The following is a 20,275-nucleotide window of genomic DNA, read 5'->3' on the forward strand; positions in this document are numbered from 1 at the left end:
AACGGAACTACGGATTGAAAGCGCAAAGTATATCGACGGGGGGTGAGTCGGACGGTCTGGCAGCAGACACGGGTCACGACGTGGCGGCGACCGCCGACGAATGGGCGCTCGAGATGGAAAGGCGCCTCTGTGCCGTGCCTGTGGGCATGCATGGCTGGCGAATCGACCGCGCACTGGCCCAACTGATCCCCGAGTTCTCCCGCTCCTACCTGCAACAACTCATGGTCGACGGTGCCGTGGAGCTGCGCGGTGCGGCCCAGACCAAACCGTCGGCGCGCATCGCCGCCGGCGATCAACTGCGCGTGGAGTTGCGCCCCACCCAGCAAGCCCAGGCGTTCGTGCCCGAAGCGATGGCGCTGGACGTGGTGTTCGAAGACGCCGATCTGCTGGTCATTCACAAACCCGCCGGTCTGGTGGTGCACCCTGCCGCTGGCAACTGGAGCGGTACCTTGCTCAATGGCCTGCTGGCCCACCACAAGGGTGCCGCCAGCTTGCCCCGCGCGGGCATCGTGCACCGGCTCGACAAGGACACCTCGGGCCTGATGCTGGTGGGCAAGACCCGTCAAGCCGTGGAAGCGCTGGTGCGCGCCATCGCCGCGCGCGAGGTGAGCCGCCAGTACCTCGCCCTTGCCCACGGCCGCTGGAAGGGTCTGGGCGATCAGCATGTGGACCAGCCCATCGGCCGTGACGTGCACAACCGCCTGCGCATGGCCGTGGTGAGGGTGGAGGGCGGCAGCAGCAAGACCGCCCAGACCACGTTCCGCCTGCTCGACACCTGCGATCAGGCCAGTCTGGTCGCCTGCAAGCTGCACACCGGGCGCACCCATCAGATCCGGGTGCACATGGCCTGGCTCGGTCATCCGCTGGTGGGCGACACGCTGTATGGCGGGCGCGCGCTGTGGGGCATGGGCCGGCAGTCGCTGCACGCAGCGCGCCTCGAACTCAAGCACCCCGTCAGTGGCCAGCCGTTGTTGTTTCGCTCCACGCCGCCGACCGACATGTTCCTGGCACTGGAATCCAGTGGGCTCCATTACAATGCGACAAGCTGGGACAGCGAATCGGCGGCCTGAAGCTGCACCATCCAACGCGGATGGATGGCCCTGTCGCCCGACAGTCCCCTTCACTCCGACCATCGTCCAGCTGCCCGAGCCAACCGCCTGACCGAGAGCCCACACCCGGGCGCTGCAGGATCTGGCTGATTCGCCCCGACCCAACGGTCGTGCCCGCATGCCGCATGCCCCGGACAAACTGCCCGGATGATGCAGGCACCGTTTGCTTTTCGCACCGTCCCGGTCACAAACCGGTTTTTGACTGACAGACACCATGAACACAACGGATGCCAAGCGTGTCCTCGAGACGGCATTGATCTGCGCGCCCCAGCCGCTGTCGGTGCGCGAGCTCGGCACGCTGTTCGACATGGAAGTGTCGGCCGACACGCTCAAGACCCTGCTGGCCGATCTGCAACTCGAGTGGACCGGGCGCGGCGTGGAGCTGGTGCAGGTCGCCACGGGATGGCGCTTCCAGAGCCGGCCCGAGCTGCGCCCCTACCTGGACCGCCTGCATCCCGAGAAGCCACCACGCTACAGCCGTGCCGCCATGGAAACGCTGGCCATCATTGCCTACCGCCAGCCGGTCACGCGCGGCGACATGGAAGACATCCGTGGTGTCACGATCAACTCGCTGATCATCAAGCAACTGGAAGACCGGGGCTGGATTGAAGTCATCGGCCACCGCGAAACCGTTGGTCGCCCGGCCCTGTTCGCCACCACGCGCCAGTTTCTCGACGACCTGGGGCTGGCTTCGCTGGACCAGCTGCCGCCGCTGGACGGCAGCGAGGTGCAGGAGTCTGCGCTGGACCGCCTCGACTTCGAATCTCTGGCCAACAGCCTGCAGCCCGGCGCATCCGAGTCCGACACACCTGAATCAGATCTGCTTCTGGTGGCCGACCCCCTGGCCACCGACCCCGTTTCCCCAGACCCCATTTCCCCGCCCTCCGACCCGCAGTTGTTGGAACCGTCCACCCAGGAAGACCATGACCCCGGATCAAACCCCCCCCACCTCGCCTGAACCCGATCACGCTCCCGAGGCGAATGCGCCCGAGCAAACCGGTGCGGCACGCCCGGTGCCAGCGCCGGCTGTGCCCGAGGTGCTGCGTTTCGACGACGTGGTCAGTGGCGCTTTCGACGCCGAGCAAGAGCAGGACCTGCCGCTGCTGCCCACCAAGCGGGTGCTGGCGCCCCAGGCCGAGTCGCCGAAGCTGCACAAGGTGCTGGCGCAAGCCGGCATGGGTTCGCGGCTGGAGATGGAGCAGTTGATCCTGGAAGGCCGCATTTCGGTCAACGGTGAGCCGGCCCACGTGGGGCAGCGCATCCAGTTTGGTGACGTGATCAAGGTCAACGGCAAGCCGGTGCGCGTGCGCATGACGCCGCCGCCCCCGCGCGTGCTGGCATACCACAAGCCCGCAGGCGAAGTGGTGTCGCACGACGACCCGCAAAACCGGCCCACCGTGTTTCGCCGCCTGCCCAAGCTGATGCAGGGCAAGTGGCAGTCGGTGGGCAGGCTCGACCTGAACACCGAAGGCCTGCTGCTGCTCACCAGCTCGGGCGAACTGGCCAACCGCCTGATGCATCCGCGTTTTGGTCTGCAACGCGAATACGCGGTGCGCGTGCTCGGTGCGCTTTCCAACGATGAAAAGGCGCGCCTGCTCGACGGCGTGCGCCTGGACGACGGCATGGCGCAGTTCGCGTCCATCGAGGACGGCGGCGGCGAGGGTGCCAACTGCTGGTACCGCGTGACCATCGGCGAAGGCCGCAACCGCGAGGTGCGCCGAATGTTCGAGGCGGTGGGCCACGCGGTCAGCCGCCTCATCCGCATCCGCTACGGCGCCATGATGCTGCCGCGCGGACTCAAGCGTGGCGCCTGGCTGGAGCTGGACGAGCGCGATATTGCCCGCCTGACTGCTGCCGCCGGCATGCCGAGCGCAGACGAGGAGGGTGCACGCCCGCCACGTCCCGGCGGTCGCCATCCAGCGCAGCGTGGGAAACAGGGCCCCAGACCCGGTCGCACCCAGGGCAACCCGCCTGGCAGCCGCAACGAAGGTCCAGGTTTCGGGGACCGCCGCAGTGGCGGATACGGCATGGGGGGTGCACCCACCGGACCCGGCGGCAAAGGCCGTGGCAGCAAGCCTGGCAGCGGATCGGGCGGGCGGGGACCGGGTGGTGGGGCCTCGCAGCCCGATCCCATGAAGACCTCGTTCGGCTACATCGGGCAGGACGCTCTGCAGCGCCGCCGGGAGCAGGAAGCCGGTCGCGGGAGTGCGCCCGGGGGAGCACGTCGCCGTGGTGGGGGTGGCGGCGGTGGGGGTCGATCGGGCAGCCGTTGAACGCGTGCCGCCCATGGCCTGCCGTCACGTCAACGTGACGCGACCAATGTAGAATCATGGGCTTTGCGGGGTACCCCAAACCCCGGCAGAACCTTCAGCAAATTGACCCACAAAACCTCAGGATTTCCATGGCCATCGAACGCACCCTCTCCATCATCAAGCCCGACGCTGTTGCCAAGAACGTCATCGGCCAGATTTACGCCCGCTTTGAAGCCGCTGGCCTGAAGGTCGTGGCTGCTCGCATGGCGCACCTGTCGCGCGGTGAAGCCGAGGCGTTCTACGCTGTGCACAAGGCCCGTCCTTTCTTCAAGGATCTGGTCGATTTCATGATCTCCGGCCCGGTGATGATCCAGGCGCTCGAAGGCGAAGGCGCCATTGCCAAGAACCGCGACCTGATGGGCGCCACCGACCCGAAGAAAGCCGATGCCGGCACGATTCGCGCTGACTTTGCAGACAGCATCGACGCCAACGCCGTGCACGGATCCGACGCGCCCGAGACCGCCGCCGCCGAGATCGCGTTCTTCTTCGCCGGTCTCAACGTTTACTCGCGCTGAGCCAGCGCGCTGACCATGTCATGACGGCCAATCTGCTCGACTTCGATCTCGAGGGTTTGGCCGCCTGGTGCGAGCAGCTGGGCGAAAAGCGTTTTCGCGCTGTCCAGCTGTTTCGCTGGATTCATCAAAAAGGGGCGTCGGACTTCACCGAGATGACCGACCTCGCGCGCAGCCTGCGCGAGAAGCTCCCCGGCTCCTGCACCATCACCGGCCTGCCTGTGCTCTCGCGTCAGGAGTCTGCCGACGGCACCATCAAGTGGCTGTTCGATGTGGGCGGTGGCAACGCGGTGGAGACCGTGTTCATTCCCGAAGAAGACCGCGGCACCTTGTGCATCTCGTCCCAGGCGGGTTGCGCGGTGGGCTGTCGTTTCTGCTCGACAGGGCATCAGGGCTTTTCACGCAACCTCACCACCGGTGAAATCCTGGCCCAGCTCTGGCAGGCCGAATTTTTCCTGCGCAAGCACTTGAAACGCGAGGAACGCGTGATCACCAACGTGGTCATGATGGGCATGGGTGAGCCCCTGCAGAACTACAGCGCGCTGGTGCCGGCGCTTCGCGTCATGCTCGATGACCACGGCTATGGCCTCTCGCGCCGCCGCGTCACCGTATCCACCTCGGGTGTGGTTCCCATGATGGATCGCCTCGCGCAGGATTGCCCCGTGGCGCTCGCCGTGTCCCTGCATGCACCGGGTGATGCACTGCGCAGCGATCTGGTCCCGCTCAACCGCAAATACCCCATCGCTGAACTGCTCGATGCCTGCCTGCGCTACTTGCCGGCTGCACCGCGCGACTTCATCACTTTCGAGTACTGCATGCTCGATGGCGTGAACGATCAGCCGCAACATGCCCGTGAGTTGCTCACCTTGCTCAAGGGGCACGCGGGTCGCGGTGTTCCGTGCAAGATCAACCTCATTCCTTTCAATCCCTTTCCCAGCTCGGGCTTGCTCTGTTCGCCGCGGCCGGTGGTCCAGCAGTTTGCCAGGATACTCAGCGAAGGCGGATTGGTGACGACGGTGCGCAAGACCCGAGGCGATGACATCGACGCGGCCTGTGGTCAACTCGCCGGCGACGTGCTTGATCGCACCAATGCCGCGAGCCGCCTTGCCAAACGCCGCAGCGCGGTCGAGCATCCCATCCGCATCGTTCACAAGGAAAGGCAGGCATGACTTCAGCCACTCGATTCCCAGCCCGGTTCTCGGGCGCCACGGTGGGGTTGCTGACGTTCATGTTGTGCTGCCTGGCGCTGTTGGCAGGTTGTGCCCAGACGAGCGCAGCGCCCAGTGCGACTTCCCTGCAGGAGCCCATCACCGATTCGGACGAACCCGAGGTGCGCAAGCGCGCACGCATCCGCATCGAGCTCGCTGCAGGCTATTTCTCGGAGGGCCAGACCACCGTGGCGCTCGATGAAATCAAGCTTGCCCTGCAAGCCGACCCCACCTACGCCCCTGCCTACGCGCTGCGCGGACTGGTGTACATGCAATTGAACAACAACGCGCTGGCCGAGGACAGTTTCAAGCGCGCCATCCAGCTCAACCCGCGCGACCCGGATGCGCTGCACAACTACGGCTGGTTCGAGTGCCAGGCGGGCCGCTACGCGCAGTCCACCGACTTGTTTCGGCGCGCGCTGGCCAGCCCGTTGTATGGTGGTCAGGCCAAGTCGTTGTTGGCCATGGGAATTTGCCAGATCCGAGCCGGCCAGCTTGCCGAGGCCGAGGCCAGCCTGGCGCGTTCGTACGAGCTTGACGCGGGCAACCCCATCGTCGCGTACAACCTTGCTTCACTGCAGTTCCGTCGGGGTGAGGCCAGCAAGGCACAGTTCACGATCCGCCGACTGAACAACACCGATCTGGCGAACGCCGAGACGTTGTGGTTGGGCATCAAGGTGGAGCGGCAGCTGCAAAACACCCAGGCCATGACGCAACTTGCTCAGCAACTGGGCCGTCGCTACCCCGATTCCGCGCAGTGGGCGCACTATCAGCGGGGAGCATTCAATGAGTGAGGCGATGACGCATCCAGGGAGCGAGATTTCCGCGGAGACCATTTCTCGGCCCATTCGCCTCAAGGACGCTCGAGAAGCCGCCGGGTTGCACATTGCCGCACTGGCCGCAGCGTTGAAGGTGCCAGTCAAGAAGCTGGAAGCGCTCGAGGCGGGGCGCTACGACGAACTGCCCGACCTCACATTTGCCCGTGCCCTGGCTTCCAGTGCCTGTCGGCAACTCAAGGTCGACCCCGTGCCGATCCTGCAACAGATTCCGCAAGGCGCATTGCTCAAGCTCGGGAACCCTGGCCACACGCTCAATGCACCGTTCAATCCCGGCCACGATGAAGCACCGTTCAATCCACTGAGCTGGCTGTCGCGTCCGGCGTTGCTGGCGGCCATTGCTTTGCTCCTGGGTGCGCTGGTGATCGTTTTCCTGCCGAAGGCCGAGAGCCCGCCAACCCCATCCAGAGCCACCGAGACGATTTCGGAGCCGGTGCCCGCAGCTGAGCCGGTGGCCGCGCAGGAACCTGGTTCGCAAGATGTCGCCGGGCCAGCCACCACCGACCCTGCAGGGCCTGCAGTTGACCCTGCAGCCACCCCCGGCGGCACCACGACGGCACCTCCAGAAGCTTCTGCATCCATCCCATCATCCGAGGTGGTTGCCGCCCCCCATTCGGCCAGCCTGTTGAGCATTGCCGCCACCGGTGAATCCTGGGTCGAGGTGGTCAATGGTTCCGGCACCGTCGTGGCCAAACGGCTGTTGCAGGCGGGTGACGTGATCGATTTCTCGGCTGCACCGCCTTACACGGTGGTGCTGGGCAAGGTCGACGCCGCACAGGTGAGCGTGCGCGGAAAGTCTTTTGACACGGCGCCATTTGCTCGCAACAACGTGGCCCGATTCGAGGTGAAATGAGCATGGACACCGTGTCCCGACCATCTCCTGCGTCTGCTGCATCCGGCGACCAGCCGATCGCATTGGCTGCGGCCCGTTCGCGCCGCACCCGGCAAGGGGTGGTGGCCTGGGGCAACCACCGCGTGGCGGTGGGCGGCGACGCTCCAGTGCGCGTGCAGTCCATGACCAACACCGACACTGCGGACGCCGTGGGCACCGCGATTCAGGTGAAAGAGCTCGCGTTGGCCGGCTCCGAGCTGGTGCGCATCACCGTCAACAACGACGAGGCAGCCAAGGCTGTCCCCTACATCCGCGAGCAGCTCGATCGCATGGGCGTCGATGTGCCCCTGATCGGTGACTTCCACTACAACGGTCACCGCCTGCTCACCGACCACCCGGCCTGCGCCGAGGCGCTCTCCAAGTACCGGATCAACCCGGGCAACGTGGGCCGTGGCGACAAGGGCGACCGGCAGTTCGCCCAGATGGTGGAGATTGCTGCGCGGCACGACAAGGCCATCCGCATCGGCGTGAACTGGGGCAGCCTGGACCAGGACCTGCTCGCCCGCCTGATGGACGAGAACGCCAGCCGCCGCCAGCCCTGGGAGGCGCGCCAGGTGATGTACGAAGCGCTGATCACGTCCGCGCTCGACTCGGCCAGACGTGCCGAGGAGATCGGCCTCAACGGCAACAACATTTTCCTGTCATGCAAGGTCAGCGCCGTGCAGGACCTGATCGCGGTGTACCAGGCGCTGGCCCAGCGCTGCGACTACGCACTGCACCTGGGCCTGACCGAAGCCGGCATGGGCACCAAGGGCGCGGTGGCCTCGGCGGCGGCGCTCTCGGTGCTGCTGCAGCAAGGCATTGGCGACACCATCCGCATCTCGCTGACACCACAGCCGGGGGAGTCACGCACCCAAGAGGTGGTGATCGCGCTGGAGATTTTGCAGGCGTTGGGCATGCGCGCTTTTGTGCCCTCGGTCACCGCCTGCCCGGGCTGTGGCCGCACCACCAGCACCACTTTCCAGGAGCTGGCCAAGCAGATCGACGACTACCTGCGCAACTCCATGCCGGTCTGGCGCACGCGCTACCCCGGTGTGGAAAACCTCAAGGTGGCGGTGATGGGCTGCATCGTCAACGGCCCTGGCGAGAGCAAGCACGCCGACATCGGCATCAGCCTGCCGGGCACCGGCGAAGCGCCGGCAGCGCCGGTCTTCATCGACGGACAAAAAGCACTGACCTTGCGTGGCGACGACATCGTGCGCGAGTTCCAGGTGATCGTGGACAACTACATCGAGAAAAAGTTTGGCGTCACCGTTTGAGCCTGGGTCCCGACCCGGTTTCCGCTGAACGCACAGGCTTGCAGCACATGGCAGAAAAACTGAGCGCCGTCAAAGGCATGAACGACATCGCCCCTCCCGCGTCCGCGCACTGGGAGTGGCTCGAAGACACCTTGCGTCGCCTGATGCGCCGCTACGGCTACCGCAACCTGCGCACGCCCATCGTGGAACCCACGGCGCTCTTTGTGCGTGGCCTCGGTGAGGTGACCGACATCGTCGAGAAGGAGATGTACTCCTTCGAAGACCGGCTCAATGGCGAGCAACTCACGCTGCGCCCGGAGAACACCGCCGGTGTGGTGCGTGCCGCGCTCGAGCACTCCTTGCTGTACGACGGCGGCAAGCGCCTGTACTACATGGGCCCAATGTTCCGGCACGAGCGGCCCCAGCGGGGGCGCTACCGGCAGTTCCACCAGTTCGGCGCTGAAGCCCTGGGCTTTGCCGGGCCGGATGTGGACGCCGAACTCATCGTGCTGGCCTGTGACCTCTGGGCCGAGTTGGGCCTGACCGGCATCGAGCTCGAGATCAACAGCCTGGGCCAGCCACCCGAACGGCTGGCGCATCGTCAGGCCCTCATTGCCTACCTCGAAGCCAACGCCGACCAACTCGACGAAGAAGCGAAACGCCGCCTGCACAGCAATCCGCTGCGCATCCTGGACACCAAGAACCCGGTGATGCAGGCGCTGGTGAATGCAGCGCCCCGCCTGATGGACCACCTGGGCGCCGAGTCGCTGGATCACTTCAACCGCCTGCGCGGGCTGCTGGATGCGCACGGCATTGCCTACCGTATCAACCCACGCCTGGTGCGTGGCATGGACTACTACAACCTCTCGGTGTTCGAGTTCGTCACCACCCAACTGGGCTCGCAAGGTACGGTGTGCGCAGGTGGTCGCTACGACGGTCTGTTCGAACAGATTGGAGGCAAGGCCGCGCCCGCCGTGGGGTGGGCGCTGGGCATGGAGCGCATCCTTGAGCTGCTGAAGGAGCAGGGCAGGCTGCCCGAGCAACCGGTGCCCGACGCCTATGCGGTGGTGCCCGATGCGGCCCATGTGGCGCAGGTCATGCCGGTGTTGCGTGCGCTGCGCCAACATGGCATCAACGTACAGATGCACGCGGGTGGCGCCGATGGCATGGGCAGCATGAAGTCGCAGTTCAAGAAGGCCGACGCCAGTGGTGCGCGCTTCGCCCTGATCTTTGGCGAGCAGGAGTTGCAGCAAGCCAGCGTGGCCGTGAAGCCGCTGCGCGGACCTCGGCCTGAGGCGGAATCACCGCCCCCGGAAGCCACCCAAAGACTGTTGCCGCTCGCCGCCGTGGCCGATTGGGCGGCCAGTTTGCGCAGCGCCTGAATCCCGTCTGGTTTCCTCCGTGTGGCCGAGGCAGTGGTGCCAGAGCCGCCCGCCTACAATCGAGCGTTGCGCCTTCAGCGCGCGAACCCGAACTGAATTGCAACATGGCCAAACACCTCGACCTTGAAGAGCAGGAACAGCTCGATCAGATCAAACACTTCTGGAACCAATACGGCAACCTCATCAGTTGGGTGTTGATCGTGGTTTTTGGTTCGTTCGCCGCCTGGAACGGCTGGAATTACTGGCAACGCACCCAGGCTGCCAAGGCTTCCGCCCTGTATGACGAGGTGGACCGCGCGGCGGTCGCCAAGGATGCCGATCGCATGCAACGTGCGCTGGCCGACATGCAGTCGAAATTTGCCAGCACCACGTTTGCCAGCCAGGCGGCCTTGCAAGCCGGCAAGACGCTGTTCGACGCCGGCAAGTTGGCCGAAGCGCGTGCGGCGTTGGCCTGGGCCGCTGAAAAATCGTCCGATGACTCCTACAAGGCCGTTGCTCGCCTGCGCCTGGCCGCCCTGGACATCGAGGCGCAAGCCTACGACCAGGCGCTCAAAACGCTGGAAGCACCCGTGCCGAAGTCGTTTGAGCCGCTCGTGGCCGACCGCCGCGGCGATGTGCTGATGGCTCAGGGCAAGCCCGACGAAGCCAAGGCGCAGTACCAGACAGCCTGGCGCGGCCTGAGCAGCCGCACTGAATACCGCCGGCTTGTGGAAGTGAAGCTGGCTTCGCTGGGCGTGGATGTGGCCCGCTTGACTCCAACAACCGAGGTGGTCCGTTGAACCCATTTCTGATTTCATGGCAGCACAGCCTGCGAACCATCTGTCTGGCCACGCTGGTTCTGGCGGGTCTGACGGCTTGTTCATCCGGTGCCAAGAAGCCTCAGCCCACCGAGTTGCCGCCCGTGGCCGCGCTCATGGGTACCCGCGTGGCCTGGACGGCCCAGATCGGAGCCGGCACCGAGTCCATCACGCCGGTGGTGGTGGCGGGCCGCGTGTTTGTGGCCAGCACCTCGGGCACGGTTGCTGCGCTGGACGGCACCACCGGGCAGGATGTCTGGCGTTTGAACCTGGGAATCCCGATCGCCGCCGGCGTGGGCTCCGATGGGCAGACAGCGGCTGTGGTCACGCAATCCAACCAGCTGGTGGCGCTGGCCAACGGCCGTGAGGTGTGGCGTGTGCGTCTGCCCGCGCGCGCGTTCACCGCGCCGCTGGTGGCTGGCGCGCGCGTGTTCGTGCTCACGGCCGACCGCACCGTCACCGCTTTTGACGCCCAGAACGGCGCTCGCCTGTGGACTCAGTCGCGCACCAGCGAGCCATTGGTGCTGAGCCAGAGCGGCGCCTTGCTGGCCGTGGGCGACACGCTCGTGGCTGGATTGTCGGGTCGCCTGGTGGGTCTCAACCCCGCCAATGGCTCCGTGCGCTGGGAGGCGCCGGTGGCCACGGCGCGCGGCACCAACGAGGTGGAGCGGCTGGTGGATATCGTTGGCCCGGTCAGCAGGATCGGCGACAGCGTGTGCGCGCGCGCCTACTCGGCAGCTGTGGGCTGCGTGGACGCCAGCCGGGGCACGGTGGTGTGGACGCGCGCAGCGCAGGGCACCACCGGTGTCCACGGAGATGATCGCCTCGTTTTTGGTGCTGACAACGAAGGCAGCTTCCAGGCGTGGCAACGCGCATCCGGTGAGCCAGCGTGGAGCACCCAGCGACTGAAATACCGCGGCTTGAGCGCGCCGCTGGCCCTGGGCCGCGTGGTCGCTGTGGGTGACAGCGCCGGCCTGGTGCACCTGATCTCGCGCGAAGACGGCAGCGAAATGACCCGTCTGAGCACCGACGGCTCGCCGATTCTTGTGGCTCCTGTGCTCTCGGGCGACGCGCTCGTGGTGCAGACCCGCAACGGCGGCGTGTATGCCTGGCGCCCCCAGTAACGGCTGAGCCGAACCGCCCCCTGAACGAAAGCAGCTTTCCTTGAAACCCGTCATCGCCCTGGTTGGCCGCCCCAATGTGGGCAAGTCCACCCTGTTCAACCGCTTGACGAGTTCTCGCGATGCCATCGTGGCCGACTTTGCCGGCCTCACCCGCGACCGCCACTACGGCAACGGCCGACTCGGTGCGCGCGAGTACATCGTCATCGACACCGGTGGCTTCGAGCCCGATGCCACCGAAGGCATCTACAAGGAGATGGCCAAACAGACCCGCCAAGCCGTGGCGGAGTCCGACGTGGTGCTGTTCGTGGTGGACGCCCGCGCGGGCATCAGCGCACAGGACCACGAGATCGCGAGCTACCTGCGCCGCCTCGGCAAGCCCTGCGTGCTGGTGGCCAACAAGGCCGAGGGCATGACTCAGGGTCTGCAGCTCGTTGAATTTTTCGAACTGGGTCTGGGCGAGGTGCTGCCGGTCTCTGGTGCGCACGGGCAAGGTGTTCGCTCCATGGTCGAGCTCGCACTTGAACGCATCCCTGGACTGCCGCCCGAAGACGAAGAGGAAGAGCCTGCGCCAGTCGGTGTGATCCGCCTGGCGGTTGCGGGCCGGCCCAACGTGGGCAAGTCCACCCTGATCAACGTTTGGTTGGGTGAAGAGCGCCTGGTCGCGTTCGACCTGCCCGGCACCACGCGCGACACCATCTCCGTGCCGTTCGAACGCAACGGCCAGAAGTTCGAGCTGATCGACACGGCAGGCATTCGCCGCAAGGGGCGCGTGTTCGAGGCCATCGAGAAATTCTCGGTGGTGAAGACCCTGCAGGCGATCGAAAATGCCCACGTCGTGCTGCTGCTGCTCGATGCCACGCAAGGCGTGACCGACCAGGACGCCCACATTGCCGGCTACATCCTGGAGAGTGGCCGCGCCGTGGTGCTGGCCATCAACAAATGGGATGCGGTGGATGCGTACCAGCGTGAGCAAATCGAGCGACAGATTGAAACCCGGCTGGCATTCCTGAAATTTGCCTCGATGCACAGGATCTCGGCACAGAAACGCCAGGGTCTGGCGCCGGTCTGGAAATCGATCATTCAGGCTCAGGCGTCGGCCATGCGCAAGATGTCCACGCCGGTTTTGACCCGGCTTCTGGCCGAAGCCGTGCAGTTTCAGGCGCCCACGCGTGGTGGCATGTTCCGCCCCAAAATGCGATACGCCCACCAGGGCGGCATGAATCCTCCGGTGATCGTGATCCACGGCAATTCACTGGAGCACGTGCCCGATTCGTACAAACGCTTTCTGGAAGGCCGCTTTCGCAAGGCGTTCGACCTCGTGGGCACACCTTTGCGGATTGAATTCAAGACCTCGACCAATCCCTTCAAGGAATAGGATTTCCCCGCAGGCTTGAGCAGTACAAACCCTGTGGTATGGTTCTCCTCCTATCAACTTTTTTCTGAACACGGAGCATATCGTGAGCAATAACAAAGGCCAACTCTTGCAAGACCCTTTCCTGAACCAGCTGCGCCGGGAGCACGTTCCCGTGTCGATCTACCTGGTCAATGGCATCAAGCTGCAGGGGCAAATCGAGTCTTTTGACCAGTACGTGGTTCTTCTTCGGAACACGGTCACCCAGATGGTCTACAAGCACGCCATTTCCACCATCGTTCCGGGTCGTCCCGTGCAGTTCACCGCAGCGACTGCGGATGAACCTGCCGCGTCCTGAACACGTGCCTCTTGAACGCCGGGTCGGCCATGCCGTGCCACCTGGTCCACAGCGCCCATGGCGCTGTCGCTGAACCGATTTGAAATCTTCCGAAACCTCTTCCACGCCCACTCCATCCGTCATCCTGGTGGGGGTGGATTTCGGCACGCCTCACTTTGACGCGCCCCTCGAGGAGTTGGGCTTGCTGGCCCAGACGGCGGGGTACACCGTTGCCGATCGGGTCACTTGCAAGCGGCGCGCGCCCGATCCGGCGCTTTTCGTCGGCACTGGCAAGGCCGATGAGATCAAGCTGCTGGCCCAATCGACCGGCGCTTCGGAGGTCCTGTTCGATCAATCGCTCAGCCCTGCGCAGCAGCGCAATCTGGAGCGCCACCTCGGCATGCCGGTCAATGACCGCACGCTGCTGATTCTGGAGATATTTGCCCAGCGGGCGCGCAGCCACGAAGGCAAGCTGCAGGTCGAGTTGGCGAGGCTGCAATACCTCTCCACCCGGCTCGTGCGGCGCTGGTCGCATCTGGAGCGACAAAGTGGTGGCATCGGCATGCGGGGCGGGCCGGGTGAAACGCAGATCGAACTTGATCGCCGCATGATCGGCGATTCGATCAAGCGGACCAAAGAGCGTCTTGAGAAGGTGAAGAAGCAGCGAGCCACCCAGCGACGCCAGCGTGAGCGCCGCGACACTTTCTCCATCTCGCTGGTGGGCTATACCAATGCGGGCAAGTCTTCCTTGTTCAACGGCCTGGTCAAGGCGCGTGCCTATGCAGCCGATCAGCTGTTTGCCACGCTGGACACCACCACCCGCCAGCTGTACCTGGGCGAGGCAGGCCGATCGGTGTCGTTGTCGGACACAGTGGGGTTCATCCGCGATCTCCCGCACGGGCTGGTCGACGCCTTCGCGGCGACGTTGCAGGAGGCGGCCGATGCCGATCTGCTGCTGCATGTCGTGGATGCTTCCAACCCCTCGCATCTTGAGCAGATTGCTTCCGTGATGGGGGTGCTCAAAGACATCGGTGCCGATCAGGTCCCGCAGATTCTGGTGTTCAACAAGCTCGATGCGATGGACGAAGCCGTCATTCCGCGCGTTCTGGGTGATCAAATGGAACTGGATGGTCAACCGGTGTCTCGAATCTACGTGAGTGCGAAAACAGGCGAAGGATTGCCTGCCTTGCGAGCGCTTCTGGCTGCGCAGGTCACGAACCTCAATGGTGGGCAAGGCCCCATGGCCCCCGGGGCGTTCCCTGAAATTGAAAGTCCGGTGTCTTGATTGGGCACAATGTGATGGTTTTTGAATCGACAAAGAGTTGGCAACACATGGATGTGAATCTGCAAACCCCCGCCCGCGCTGATCAGCCAGGCTCCAGCGCCAGGCCACGTCGGGTCTTGAGCAAGTTGCTGGGCATGTTCAACCTGAACGATCCGCGGTGGGGTCGGGGCGATGACGCATCCCGCAACGAGGGATCGAAGGACGGTCAGGAGCCCGAGCGCAACGACGACAACCGTCCGCCGCAGCGTCCGCGAGGTCAGGGGCCCAACCAGGGTCCTCCCGATCTTGATGAATTGTGGCGCGACTTCAACCGCAAGCTCGGTGGCCTGTTGGGCAAAAAGGGCGGTGGTCAGGGTGGCGGCAATGGTTCCGGTGGCGGCGGCATGCCCAATTTCAATCCCAGCCCCAAGACCACCGGCATTGGTGCGGGTCTCATTGTCGGCGTTGCCGCACTGATCTGGCTGGGCACCGGCTTTTTCATCGTGCAAGAGGGCCAGCAGGCCGTCATCACGCAGTTTGGCAAGTACAGCAGCACCGTGGGTGCCGGTTTCAACTGGCGCCTGCCGTACCCAGTCCAACGCCATGAAACGGTGTTTGTGACCCAGATCCGCTCGGTTGACGTGGGCCGTGACAACCTCGTGCCCGCCACCGGTCTGCGCGAATCCGCCATGCTGACGGAAGACGAGAACATCGTCGAGATCAAGTTCGCTGTGCAGTACCGCCTCAACGACGCCCGGGCCTTCCTGTTCGAAAGCCGCGACCCGGACGCGTCGGTGGTCAAGGCCGCTGAAACGGCTGTGCGTGAAGTGGTCGGCAAGATGAAGATGGACGCCGCGCTGGCCGAAGAGCGTGACCAGATCGCACCGCGCGTGCGCGCTCTCATGCAGACCATCCTGGATCGCTACAAGGTGGGTATCGAGGTCGTGGGCATCAACATGCAGCAGGGCGGTGTCCGCCCGCCCGAGCAGGTGCAGGCTTCATTTGACGATGTGCTCAAAGCTGGCCAGGAGCGTGAGCGTGCGAAGAACGAAGCCGAGGCGTATGCCAATGACGTGGTGCCCCGGGCTCGCGGTGCGGCATCGCGCCTGACTGAAGAAGCCGAAGGTTACCGCGCCCGCATCGTCGCGCAGGCGGAGGGTGATTCGCAGCGCTTCCGCTCGGTGTTGACCGAGTACCAGAAGGCGCCGCAGGTCACCCGCGAACGCATGTACACCGACGCCATGCAGGAGATCTACAGCAACGTGACCAAGGTGCTCGTGGACTCCAAGGCGGGCAACAACCTGCTGTACCTGCCGCTCGACAAAATCATGCAGATGACGGCCCAGTCGCCAGCGGCTGCACCCGCGACCGCCTTGCCACCGCCCACCGCAGGCGCTGCGTCCACCCCGGCCAACCGCAGCCTCGACAACGCAGCACGCTCGCGCGAGCGCGAAAGCCGTTGAACGCAGCACACGAGACCACAGAGCAACGCACATGAACAAATTGGGTTTCATCCTCACCAGCCTCGTTGTGGCATTGGCCATCGCCAGCTCCATGCTCTTCGTGGTTGACCAGCGCCAGTTCGGCGTGGTCTTCCAGTTGGGCCAGATCAAGCAGGTCGTGACCGAGCCAGGTCTGAATTTCAAACTGCCGCCGCCGTTCCAGAATGTGTCCTACATCGACAAGCGCCTGTTGACACTGGAGAGTACCGACACCGAACCGACGCTCACGGCCGAGAAACAGCGCGTGGTGATCGACTGGTACGTTCGCTGGCGCATCGCCGAGCCCCAGGAGTACATCCGCAATGTCGGCATCACCGAGCGCGCCGGCGCCTTGCAGCTCAACCGCGTGGTGCGCAACTCGTTTCAGCAGGAAGTGAACAAGCGCACCGTCAACGAGCTGCTGTCGACCCGGCGTGAAGAGCTGATGGCCGATGTGAAGCGCGCGGTGCTGGCCGCGGTGCGCAGCGCCGACAAGCCCTGGGGCATGGACGTGGTGGACGTGCGCATCACCCGCGTCGACTACGCCGAGAGCATCACTGCGTCGGTTTACCAGCGTATGGAAGCCGAGCGCAAGCGCGTGGCCAACGAACTGCGATCCACCGGCTTTGCCGAAGGAGAAAAAATCCGCGCCGATGCCGACCGTCAGCGTGAGGTGATCGTCTCCGAAGCCTATCGCGATGCCCAGCTCATCAAGGGTGAGGGTGACGCCAAGGCCGCTGCGTCGTTCGCCGACGCGTTCGGTCGCGACCCGGCCTTTGCCCAGTTCTACCGCAGTCTGGAGGCTTACAAGTCGAGCTTCGCCAGCAAGTCCGACGTGTTGGTGGTCGATCCTTCCTCCGACTTCTTCAAGTCCTTGCGCAGCAGCAATCTGGCGCCCAATCGGTGATCGACATGACGCTCGCCGGGTGGTCGTTCGCACGCACTGGCAACGCAGCTTCGGTGGCGTGGACCTGATCTGGGCCGCGCTGGCACTTGTGCTCGTGTTCGAGGGCATCCTGCCCTTGGTGGCGCCGCGGTTGTGGCGCCAGGTCTTCTCTGAAATGCTGGGTCTGCGCGATGGACAGCTCCGCTTCTTCGGCCTGATCTGCGTGGCCTCCGGTGCCCTGTTGTACTGGCTGCTTGGCTGAATTTCCCTGCGTGGCGGAGTGCTCCACTCGCCGACGCCCATCCACTCATGCGACATGCCCGCGGATACCCCACCGCACCCCGGTAAAATCGCGGTTTTAACAGCTCCTGAAAATGCCCATGTCTGCCTGGGTCCTCCCGGATCACATTGCCGATGTCTTGCCTTCCGAGGCCCGCCACATCGAAGAATTGCGCAGGAGCTTGCTCGATACCGCCCGTGGCTATGGCTACGAGCTGGTCATGCCTCCCCTGCTGGAGCACCTCGAGTCCCTGCTCACCGGTACCGGTGAAGCGCTCGATCTGCAAACCTTCAAACTCGTTGATCAGCTCTCTGGCCGCACGCTCGGCCTGCGCGCTGACAGCACGCCGCAGGTGGCGCGTATCGATGCGCATTTGCTCAACCGCCAGGGTGTGGCTCGCTTGAGCTATTGCGGGCCGGTGGTGCACACGCGCATTGACCGCCCGCTGGCCAGCCGCGAACCGTTGCAGTTCGGTGCCGAGATCTATGGCCACGCCGGCCTGGAGGCCGACCTGGAGGTGATCGAACTCGCGCAGGCCTGCCTGCGCGTGACCGGCGTGAAGGGCCTGCAACTCGACATGGCCGATGTGCGCGTGATCGATGCCGTGCTGGCGCCGGTCGCGCTCACGGCGGCCCAGGAAGCGCGCATCCATGCAGCGCTCAACGCCAAGGACGTGGCCGAGCTCAGCGTGCTCGCGCGCGACTTGCCGCCTGCCGTGCGACGCGATCTCTGCGCACTCCCGCGCCTTTTCGGCGATGTGGCCGTGCTCGATGAAGCCCGGCAGACGCTGCAAGCCTCGCCCGAGTTGCATGCAGCGCTCGACAACCTGCGCTGGCTCGCCTCACATGCGCAGAACATGACGGTATCGATCGATCTGGCCGACCTGCGCGGCTATGCCTACTACACCGGCATGCGCTTTGCCTTGTTTGCCCAGGCAGGGCAGGGCCAGTCGCTGGAATTGGCTCGCGGCGGCCGCTACGACGAGGTGGGCGCCGTGTTCGGCCGCAACCGCCCGGCCGTGGGTTTCAGCCTGGACCTGAAAGAGCTGGTGGCTGCGGTGGCGCCACGCCCCCTGGTGGCGGCGATCCGCGCGCCCTGGGGCATGGACGCCAGTCTGCGCGGAGCCGTCGCCGACCTGCGCGCGCAAGGCCACACGGTGGTGTGTGTGCTGCCCGGTCACGAACACGAAGTCGACGAATTTCATTGCGACCGCGAACTGGTGCCCGATGCGGCGCGCGCGGGCGCATGGACGGTAAAGAACATTCAAACGGAAATCAGCCAATGACGAACAGCAGCAACGCCGTGACACCCGGTCGCAATGTGGTGGTGGTGGGGACCCAGTGGGGTGACGAAGGCAAGGGCAAGCTGGTTGACTGGCTGACCGAAACCGCCACCGGCGTGGTGCGTTTTCAGGGCGGCCACAACGCGGGCCACACGCTGGTCATCAACGGTGTGAAGACGGCTTTGCACCTCATCCCCAGCGGCATCATGCGCGCCGGTGTGAAGTGCTACATCGGCAACGGCGTGGTGCTCTCGGTGGGCAAGCTGTTTGAAGAAATCGCGGGGCTGGAAAAGGCCGGTGTGGAAGTGCGCTCGCGCCTGCGTGTGAGCGAAGGCTGCCCGCTGATCCTGCCGTTCCACGCCGCCATCGACATCGCGCGCGAAGCCGCCAAGGTCAAGGCCGGCACCGAGAAGATCGGCACCACCGGCCGCGGTATCGGCCCGGCCTACGAAGACAAGATCGCGCGCCGCGCGCTGCGCGTGCAGGATCTGAAATACCCCGAGCGTTTCGCCGCCAAGTTGCGCGAGCTGCTCGACCTGCACAACCACGTGCTCACCAGCTACCTGCATTCGGCCGACATGGCCTGGGACGACAAGATCGCCTCGTACATGAAAGATGGCGCGATCCAGTTCGAGCCGGTCTACGCCGAGGCCATGCAGCAGGCCGAACTGCTCAAGCCCATGATTGCGGATACCTCGCGCGAGCTCAACGAAGCGCACAAGGCGGGCGCCAACCTGCTGTTTGAGGGCGCGCAAGGCACGCTGCTCGACGTCGACCACGGCACCTATCCCTTCGTCACCTCCAGCAACTGCGTGGCCGGCAACGCCGCTGCCGGCTCAGGCGTGGGCCCCGGCCTGCTGCACTATGTGCTGGGCATCACCAAGGCCTATTGCACCCGCGTGGGCGGTGGCCCGTTCCCGACCGAGCTGGAGTGGGAGAAGGAAGGCACACCGGGCTGGCACATGGCCACCGTGGGCGCCGAAAAGGGCGTGACCACTGGGCGCAGCCGCCGCTGCGGCTGGTTCGATGCGGCGCTGCTCAAGCGCTCGGCCCAGGTCAATGGCCTCACCGGTCTGTGCATCACCAAGCTCGACGTGCTCGACGGGCTCAAGGAACTCAAGCTGTGTACTGGCTACCAGCTCGACGGTGACGTCATCGACATCCTGCCCATGAGCGCCGAGGACATCGCACGCTGCGAGCCGATCTACGAAACCCTGCCGGGCTGGAGCGACTCGTCGGTGGGCGTCACGCAGTACGACAAGCTGCCCGAGAACGCGCGTCTTTACCTGCAGCGCATCGCGGACACCACCGGTGTGCCCATCCATGTGGTGTCGACCAGCCCCGATCGCGACCACACGATCCTGATCCACCACCCGTACCACGGCTGAGCGGCGCATGCATGGCCCGCGGGGCCGTGCATCGTGCAAAATCCCGATCGATACCCCCAGGAGTCCGAATGCTCACCGAAGACGGCAAACACCTCTACGTTTCCTACGACGAGTACCACAACCTGATCGAGAAGCTCGCGCTCAAGGTCTACCAGTCGGGTTGGGAGTTCGACACCATCCTGTGCCTGGCCCGCGGCGGCATGCGCCCCGGCGACATCCTCTCGCGCATCTTCGACAAGCCATTGGCCATCATGTCCACCAGCTCCTACCGGGCCGCCGCCGGCACCGAGCAGGGCAACCTGGACATCGCCCGCTACATCACCACGCCCAAGGGCGAGATTGCCGGCAAGGTGCTGCTGGTGGACGACCTGGCGGACTCCGGTCACACCCTCAAGGCCGTGATCGACATGCTCAAGAACAACTACGCGCCCATCACCGAGATGCGCAGCGCGGTGATCTGGACCAAACAGCTGTCGGCCTTCACGCCAGACTATTCGGTGGAATTCCTGCCGACCAATCCCTGGATTCACCAGCCGTTCGAGGGTTACGACAGCATGCGCCCGGCGCAACTCCTTGAAAAATGGAAGCTCTGATCT

The 20,275-nt window shown here is 64.8% G+C and carries 20 protein-coding genes; all 20 read left to right on the forward strand.

All coding sequences use genetic code 11. The annotated features are described in order from the left end of the window. The first annotated feature begins 14 nt into the window (after positions 1 to 14). The gene (locus V6M63_RS01510; protein ID WP_332738767.1) at positions 15 to 1,070 is read left to right on the forward strand and encodes an RluA family pseudouridine synthase; all 1,056 of its coding nucleotides are present in this window, start codon (positions 15 to 17) and stop codon (positions 1,068 to 1,070) included. Between the two features lie 253 nt (positions 1,071 to 1,323). Next, entirely contained in the window at positions 1,324 to 2,067 is a 744-nt protein-coding gene (scpB, locus tag V6M63_RS01515; protein WP_332738769.1) for an SMC-Scp complex subunit ScpB, read from the forward strand. After that, the gene (locus V6M63_RS01520) at positions 2,033 to 3,382 is read left to right on the forward strand and encodes a pseudouridine synthase (RefSeq protein WP_332738771.1); all 1,350 of its coding nucleotides are present in this window, start codon (positions 2,033 to 2,035) and stop codon (positions 3,380 to 3,382) included. The genes scpB and V6M63_RS01520 overlap by 35 nt, the downstream gene beginning before the upstream one ends. A 128-nt stretch (positions 3,383 to 3,510) precedes the next feature. Then, positions 3,511 to 3,936 carry a nucleoside-diphosphate kinase gene (ndk, locus tag V6M63_RS01525; protein WP_056277714.1) on the forward strand — a complete coding sequence of 142 codons (426 nt, stop codon included), beginning with the start codon at positions 3,511 to 3,513 and terminating at the stop codon, positions 3,934 to 3,936. Between the two features lie 20 nt (positions 3,937 to 3,956). Beyond that, complete coding sequence (gene rlmN / locus V6M63_RS01530) at positions 3,957 to 5,102, forward strand: 23S rRNA (adenine(2503)-C(2))-methyltransferase RlmN (protein ID WP_332738774.1); 1,146 nt, start codon at positions 3,957 to 3,959, stop codon at positions 5,100 to 5,102. Then, on the forward strand, positions 5,099 to 5,935 hold the full coding sequence (pilW, locus tag V6M63_RS01535; protein ID WP_332738776.1) for a type IV pilus biogenesis/stability protein PilW: 837 nt from the start codon (positions 5,099 to 5,101) through the stop codon (positions 5,933 to 5,935). The genes rlmN and pilW overlap by 4 nt, the downstream gene beginning before the upstream one ends. Continuing rightward, positions 5,859 to 6,830, forward strand: a complete 972-nt coding sequence (locus V6M63_RS01540) for a RodZ domain-containing protein (RefSeq protein ID WP_332738778.1) — start codon at positions 5,859 to 5,861, stop codon at positions 6,828 to 6,830. The genes pilW and V6M63_RS01540 overlap by 77 nt, the downstream gene beginning before the upstream one ends. Positions 6,831 to 6,832: 2 nt before the next feature. Next, positions 6,833 to 8,128: a flavodoxin-dependent (E)-4-hydroxy-3-methylbut-2-enyl-diphosphate synthase gene (gene ispG, locus V6M63_RS01545; protein WP_332738780.1), complete on the forward strand. Its 1,296-nt coding sequence runs from the start codon at positions 6,833 to 6,835 to the stop codon at positions 8,126 to 8,128. Between the two features lie 47 nt (positions 8,129 to 8,175). After that, a complete protein-coding gene (gene hisS, locus V6M63_RS01550) occupies positions 8,176 to 9,489 on the forward strand; it encodes a histidine--tRNA ligase (RefSeq protein WP_332738781.1) in 1,314 nt (437 codons plus the stop codon). A 104-nt stretch (positions 9,490 to 9,593) separates the two neighbouring features. After that, on the forward strand, positions 9,594 to 10,268 hold the full coding sequence (locus V6M63_RS01555) for a YfgM family protein (RefSeq protein WP_332738782.1): 675 nt from the start codon (positions 9,594 to 9,596) through the stop codon (positions 10,266 to 10,268). Next, the gene (bamB, locus tag V6M63_RS01560; protein WP_442909517.1) at positions 10,265 to 11,410 is read left to right on the forward strand and encodes an outer membrane protein assembly factor BamB; all 1,146 of its coding nucleotides are present in this window, start codon (positions 10,265 to 10,267) and stop codon (positions 11,408 to 11,410) included. The genes V6M63_RS01555 and bamB overlap by 4 nt, the downstream gene beginning before the upstream one ends. Before the next feature lie 40 nt (positions 11,411 to 11,450). Beyond that, the gene (gene der, locus V6M63_RS01565) at positions 11,451 to 12,785 is read left to right on the forward strand and encodes a ribosome biogenesis GTPase Der (RefSeq protein ID WP_056277694.1); all 1,335 of its coding nucleotides are present in this window, start codon (positions 11,451 to 11,453) and stop codon (positions 12,783 to 12,785) included. A gap of 64 nt (positions 12,786 to 12,849) precedes the next feature. Beyond that, positions 12,850 to 13,119, forward strand: coding sequence for an RNA chaperone Hfq (gene hfq / locus V6M63_RS01570; RefSeq protein WP_056277693.1), 270 nt, complete (start codon positions 12,850 to 12,852; stop codon positions 13,117 to 13,119). A 127-nt stretch (positions 13,120 to 13,246) separates the two neighbouring features. Beyond that, complete coding sequence (gene hflX, locus V6M63_RS01575) at positions 13,247 to 14,383, forward strand: GTPase HflX (protein WP_442909524.1); 1,137 nt, start codon at positions 13,247 to 13,249, stop codon at positions 14,381 to 14,383. A 134-nt stretch (positions 14,384 to 14,517) separates the two neighbouring features. After that, a complete protein-coding gene (gene hflK, locus V6M63_RS01580; protein ID WP_332739211.1) occupies positions 14,518 to 15,825 on the forward strand; it encodes an FtsH protease activity modulator HflK in 1,308 nt (435 codons plus the stop codon). Between the two features lie 31 nt (positions 15,826 to 15,856). Beyond that, on the forward strand, positions 15,857 to 16,750 hold the full coding sequence (gene hflC / locus V6M63_RS01585; RefSeq protein WP_332738784.1) for a protease modulator HflC: 894 nt from the start codon (positions 15,857 to 15,859) through the stop codon (positions 16,748 to 16,750). Between the two features lie 19 nt (positions 16,751 to 16,769). Next, a complete protein-coding gene (locus V6M63_RS01590; RefSeq protein WP_332738785.1) occupies positions 16,770 to 16,991 on the forward strand; it encodes a DUF2065 domain-containing protein in 222 nt (73 codons plus the stop codon). 118 nt (positions 16,992 to 17,109) lie between these two features. Then, complete coding sequence (locus tag V6M63_RS01595) at positions 17,110 to 18,294, forward strand: ATP phosphoribosyltransferase regulatory subunit (RefSeq protein WP_332738787.1); 1,185 nt, start codon at positions 17,110 to 17,112, stop codon at positions 18,292 to 18,294. Next, positions 18,291 to 19,679 (forward strand): adenylosuccinate synthase, encoded by a 1,389-nt coding sequence (locus tag V6M63_RS01600; RefSeq protein WP_332738789.1) that lies wholly within the window; start codon positions 18,291 to 18,293, stop codon positions 19,677 to 19,679. The genes V6M63_RS01595 and V6M63_RS01600 overlap by 4 nt, the downstream gene beginning before the upstream one ends. Positions 19,680 to 19,747: 68 nt before the next feature. After that, a complete protein-coding gene (locus tag V6M63_RS01605; RefSeq protein ID WP_332738791.1) occupies positions 19,748 to 20,272 on the forward strand; it encodes a phosphoribosyltransferase in 525 nt (174 codons plus the stop codon). Positions 20,273 to 20,275 lie beyond the last annotated feature (3 nt).

It is taken from the genome of Hydrogenophaga sp. (assembly GCF_036675665.1).
Lineage (GTDB): Bacteria > Pseudomonadota > Gammaproteobacteria > Burkholderiales > Burkholderiaceae_C > Hydrogenophaga.

What these genes read in the sequence shown, in the direction of transcription:
- V6M63_RS01605 (WP_332738791.1), top strand. Translation starts at nt 19,748, where the DNA reads ATGCTCACCGAAGACGGCAAACACCTCTACGTTTCCTACGACGAGTAC.
- V6M63_RS01555 (WP_332738782.1), top strand. Translation starts at nt 9,594, where the DNA reads ATGGCCAAACACCTCGACCTTGAAGAGCAGGAACAGCTCGATCAGATC.
- hflK (WP_332739211.1), top strand. Translation starts at nt 14,518, where the DNA reads ATGTTCAACCTGAACGATCCGCGGTGGGGTCGGGGCGATGACGCATCC.
- rlmN (WP_332738774.1), top strand. Translation starts at nt 3,957, where the DNA reads ATGACGGCCAATCTGCTCGACTTCGATCTCGAGGGTTTGGCCGCCTGG.
- hisS (WP_332738781.1), top strand. Translation starts at nt 8,176, where the DNA reads ATGGCAGAAAAACTGAGCGCCGTCAAAGGCATGAACGACATCGCCCCT.
- hflC (WP_332738784.1), top strand. Translation starts at nt 15,857, where the DNA reads ATGAACAAATTGGGTTTCATCCTCACCAGCCTCGTTGTGGCATTGGCC.
- pilW (WP_332738776.1), top strand. Translation starts at nt 5,099, where the DNA reads ATGACTTCAGCCACTCGATTCCCAGCCCGGTTCTCGGGCGCCACGGTG.
- ndk (WP_056277714.1), top strand. Translation starts at nt 3,511, where the DNA reads ATGGCCATCGAACGCACCCTCTCCATCATCAAGCCCGACGCTGTTGCC.
- V6M63_RS01520 (WP_332738771.1), top strand. Translation starts at nt 2,033, where the DNA reads ATGACCCCGGATCAAACCCCCCCCACCTCGCCTGAACCCGATCACGCT.
- scpB (WP_332738769.1), top strand. Translation starts at nt 1,324, where the DNA reads ATGAACACAACGGATGCCAAGCGTGTCCTCGAGACGGCATTGATCTGC.
- ispG (WP_332738780.1), top strand. Translation starts at nt 6,833, where the DNA reads ATGGACACCGTGTCCCGACCATCTCCTGCGTCTGCTGCATCCGGCGAC.
- V6M63_RS01600 (WP_332738789.1), top strand. Translation starts at nt 18,291, where the DNA reads ATGACGAACAGCAGCAACGCCGTGACACCCGGTCGCAATGTGGTGGTG.
- V6M63_RS01595 (WP_332738787.1), top strand. Translation starts at nt 17,110, where the DNA reads ATGTCTGCCTGGGTCCTCCCGGATCACATTGCCGATGTCTTGCCTTCC.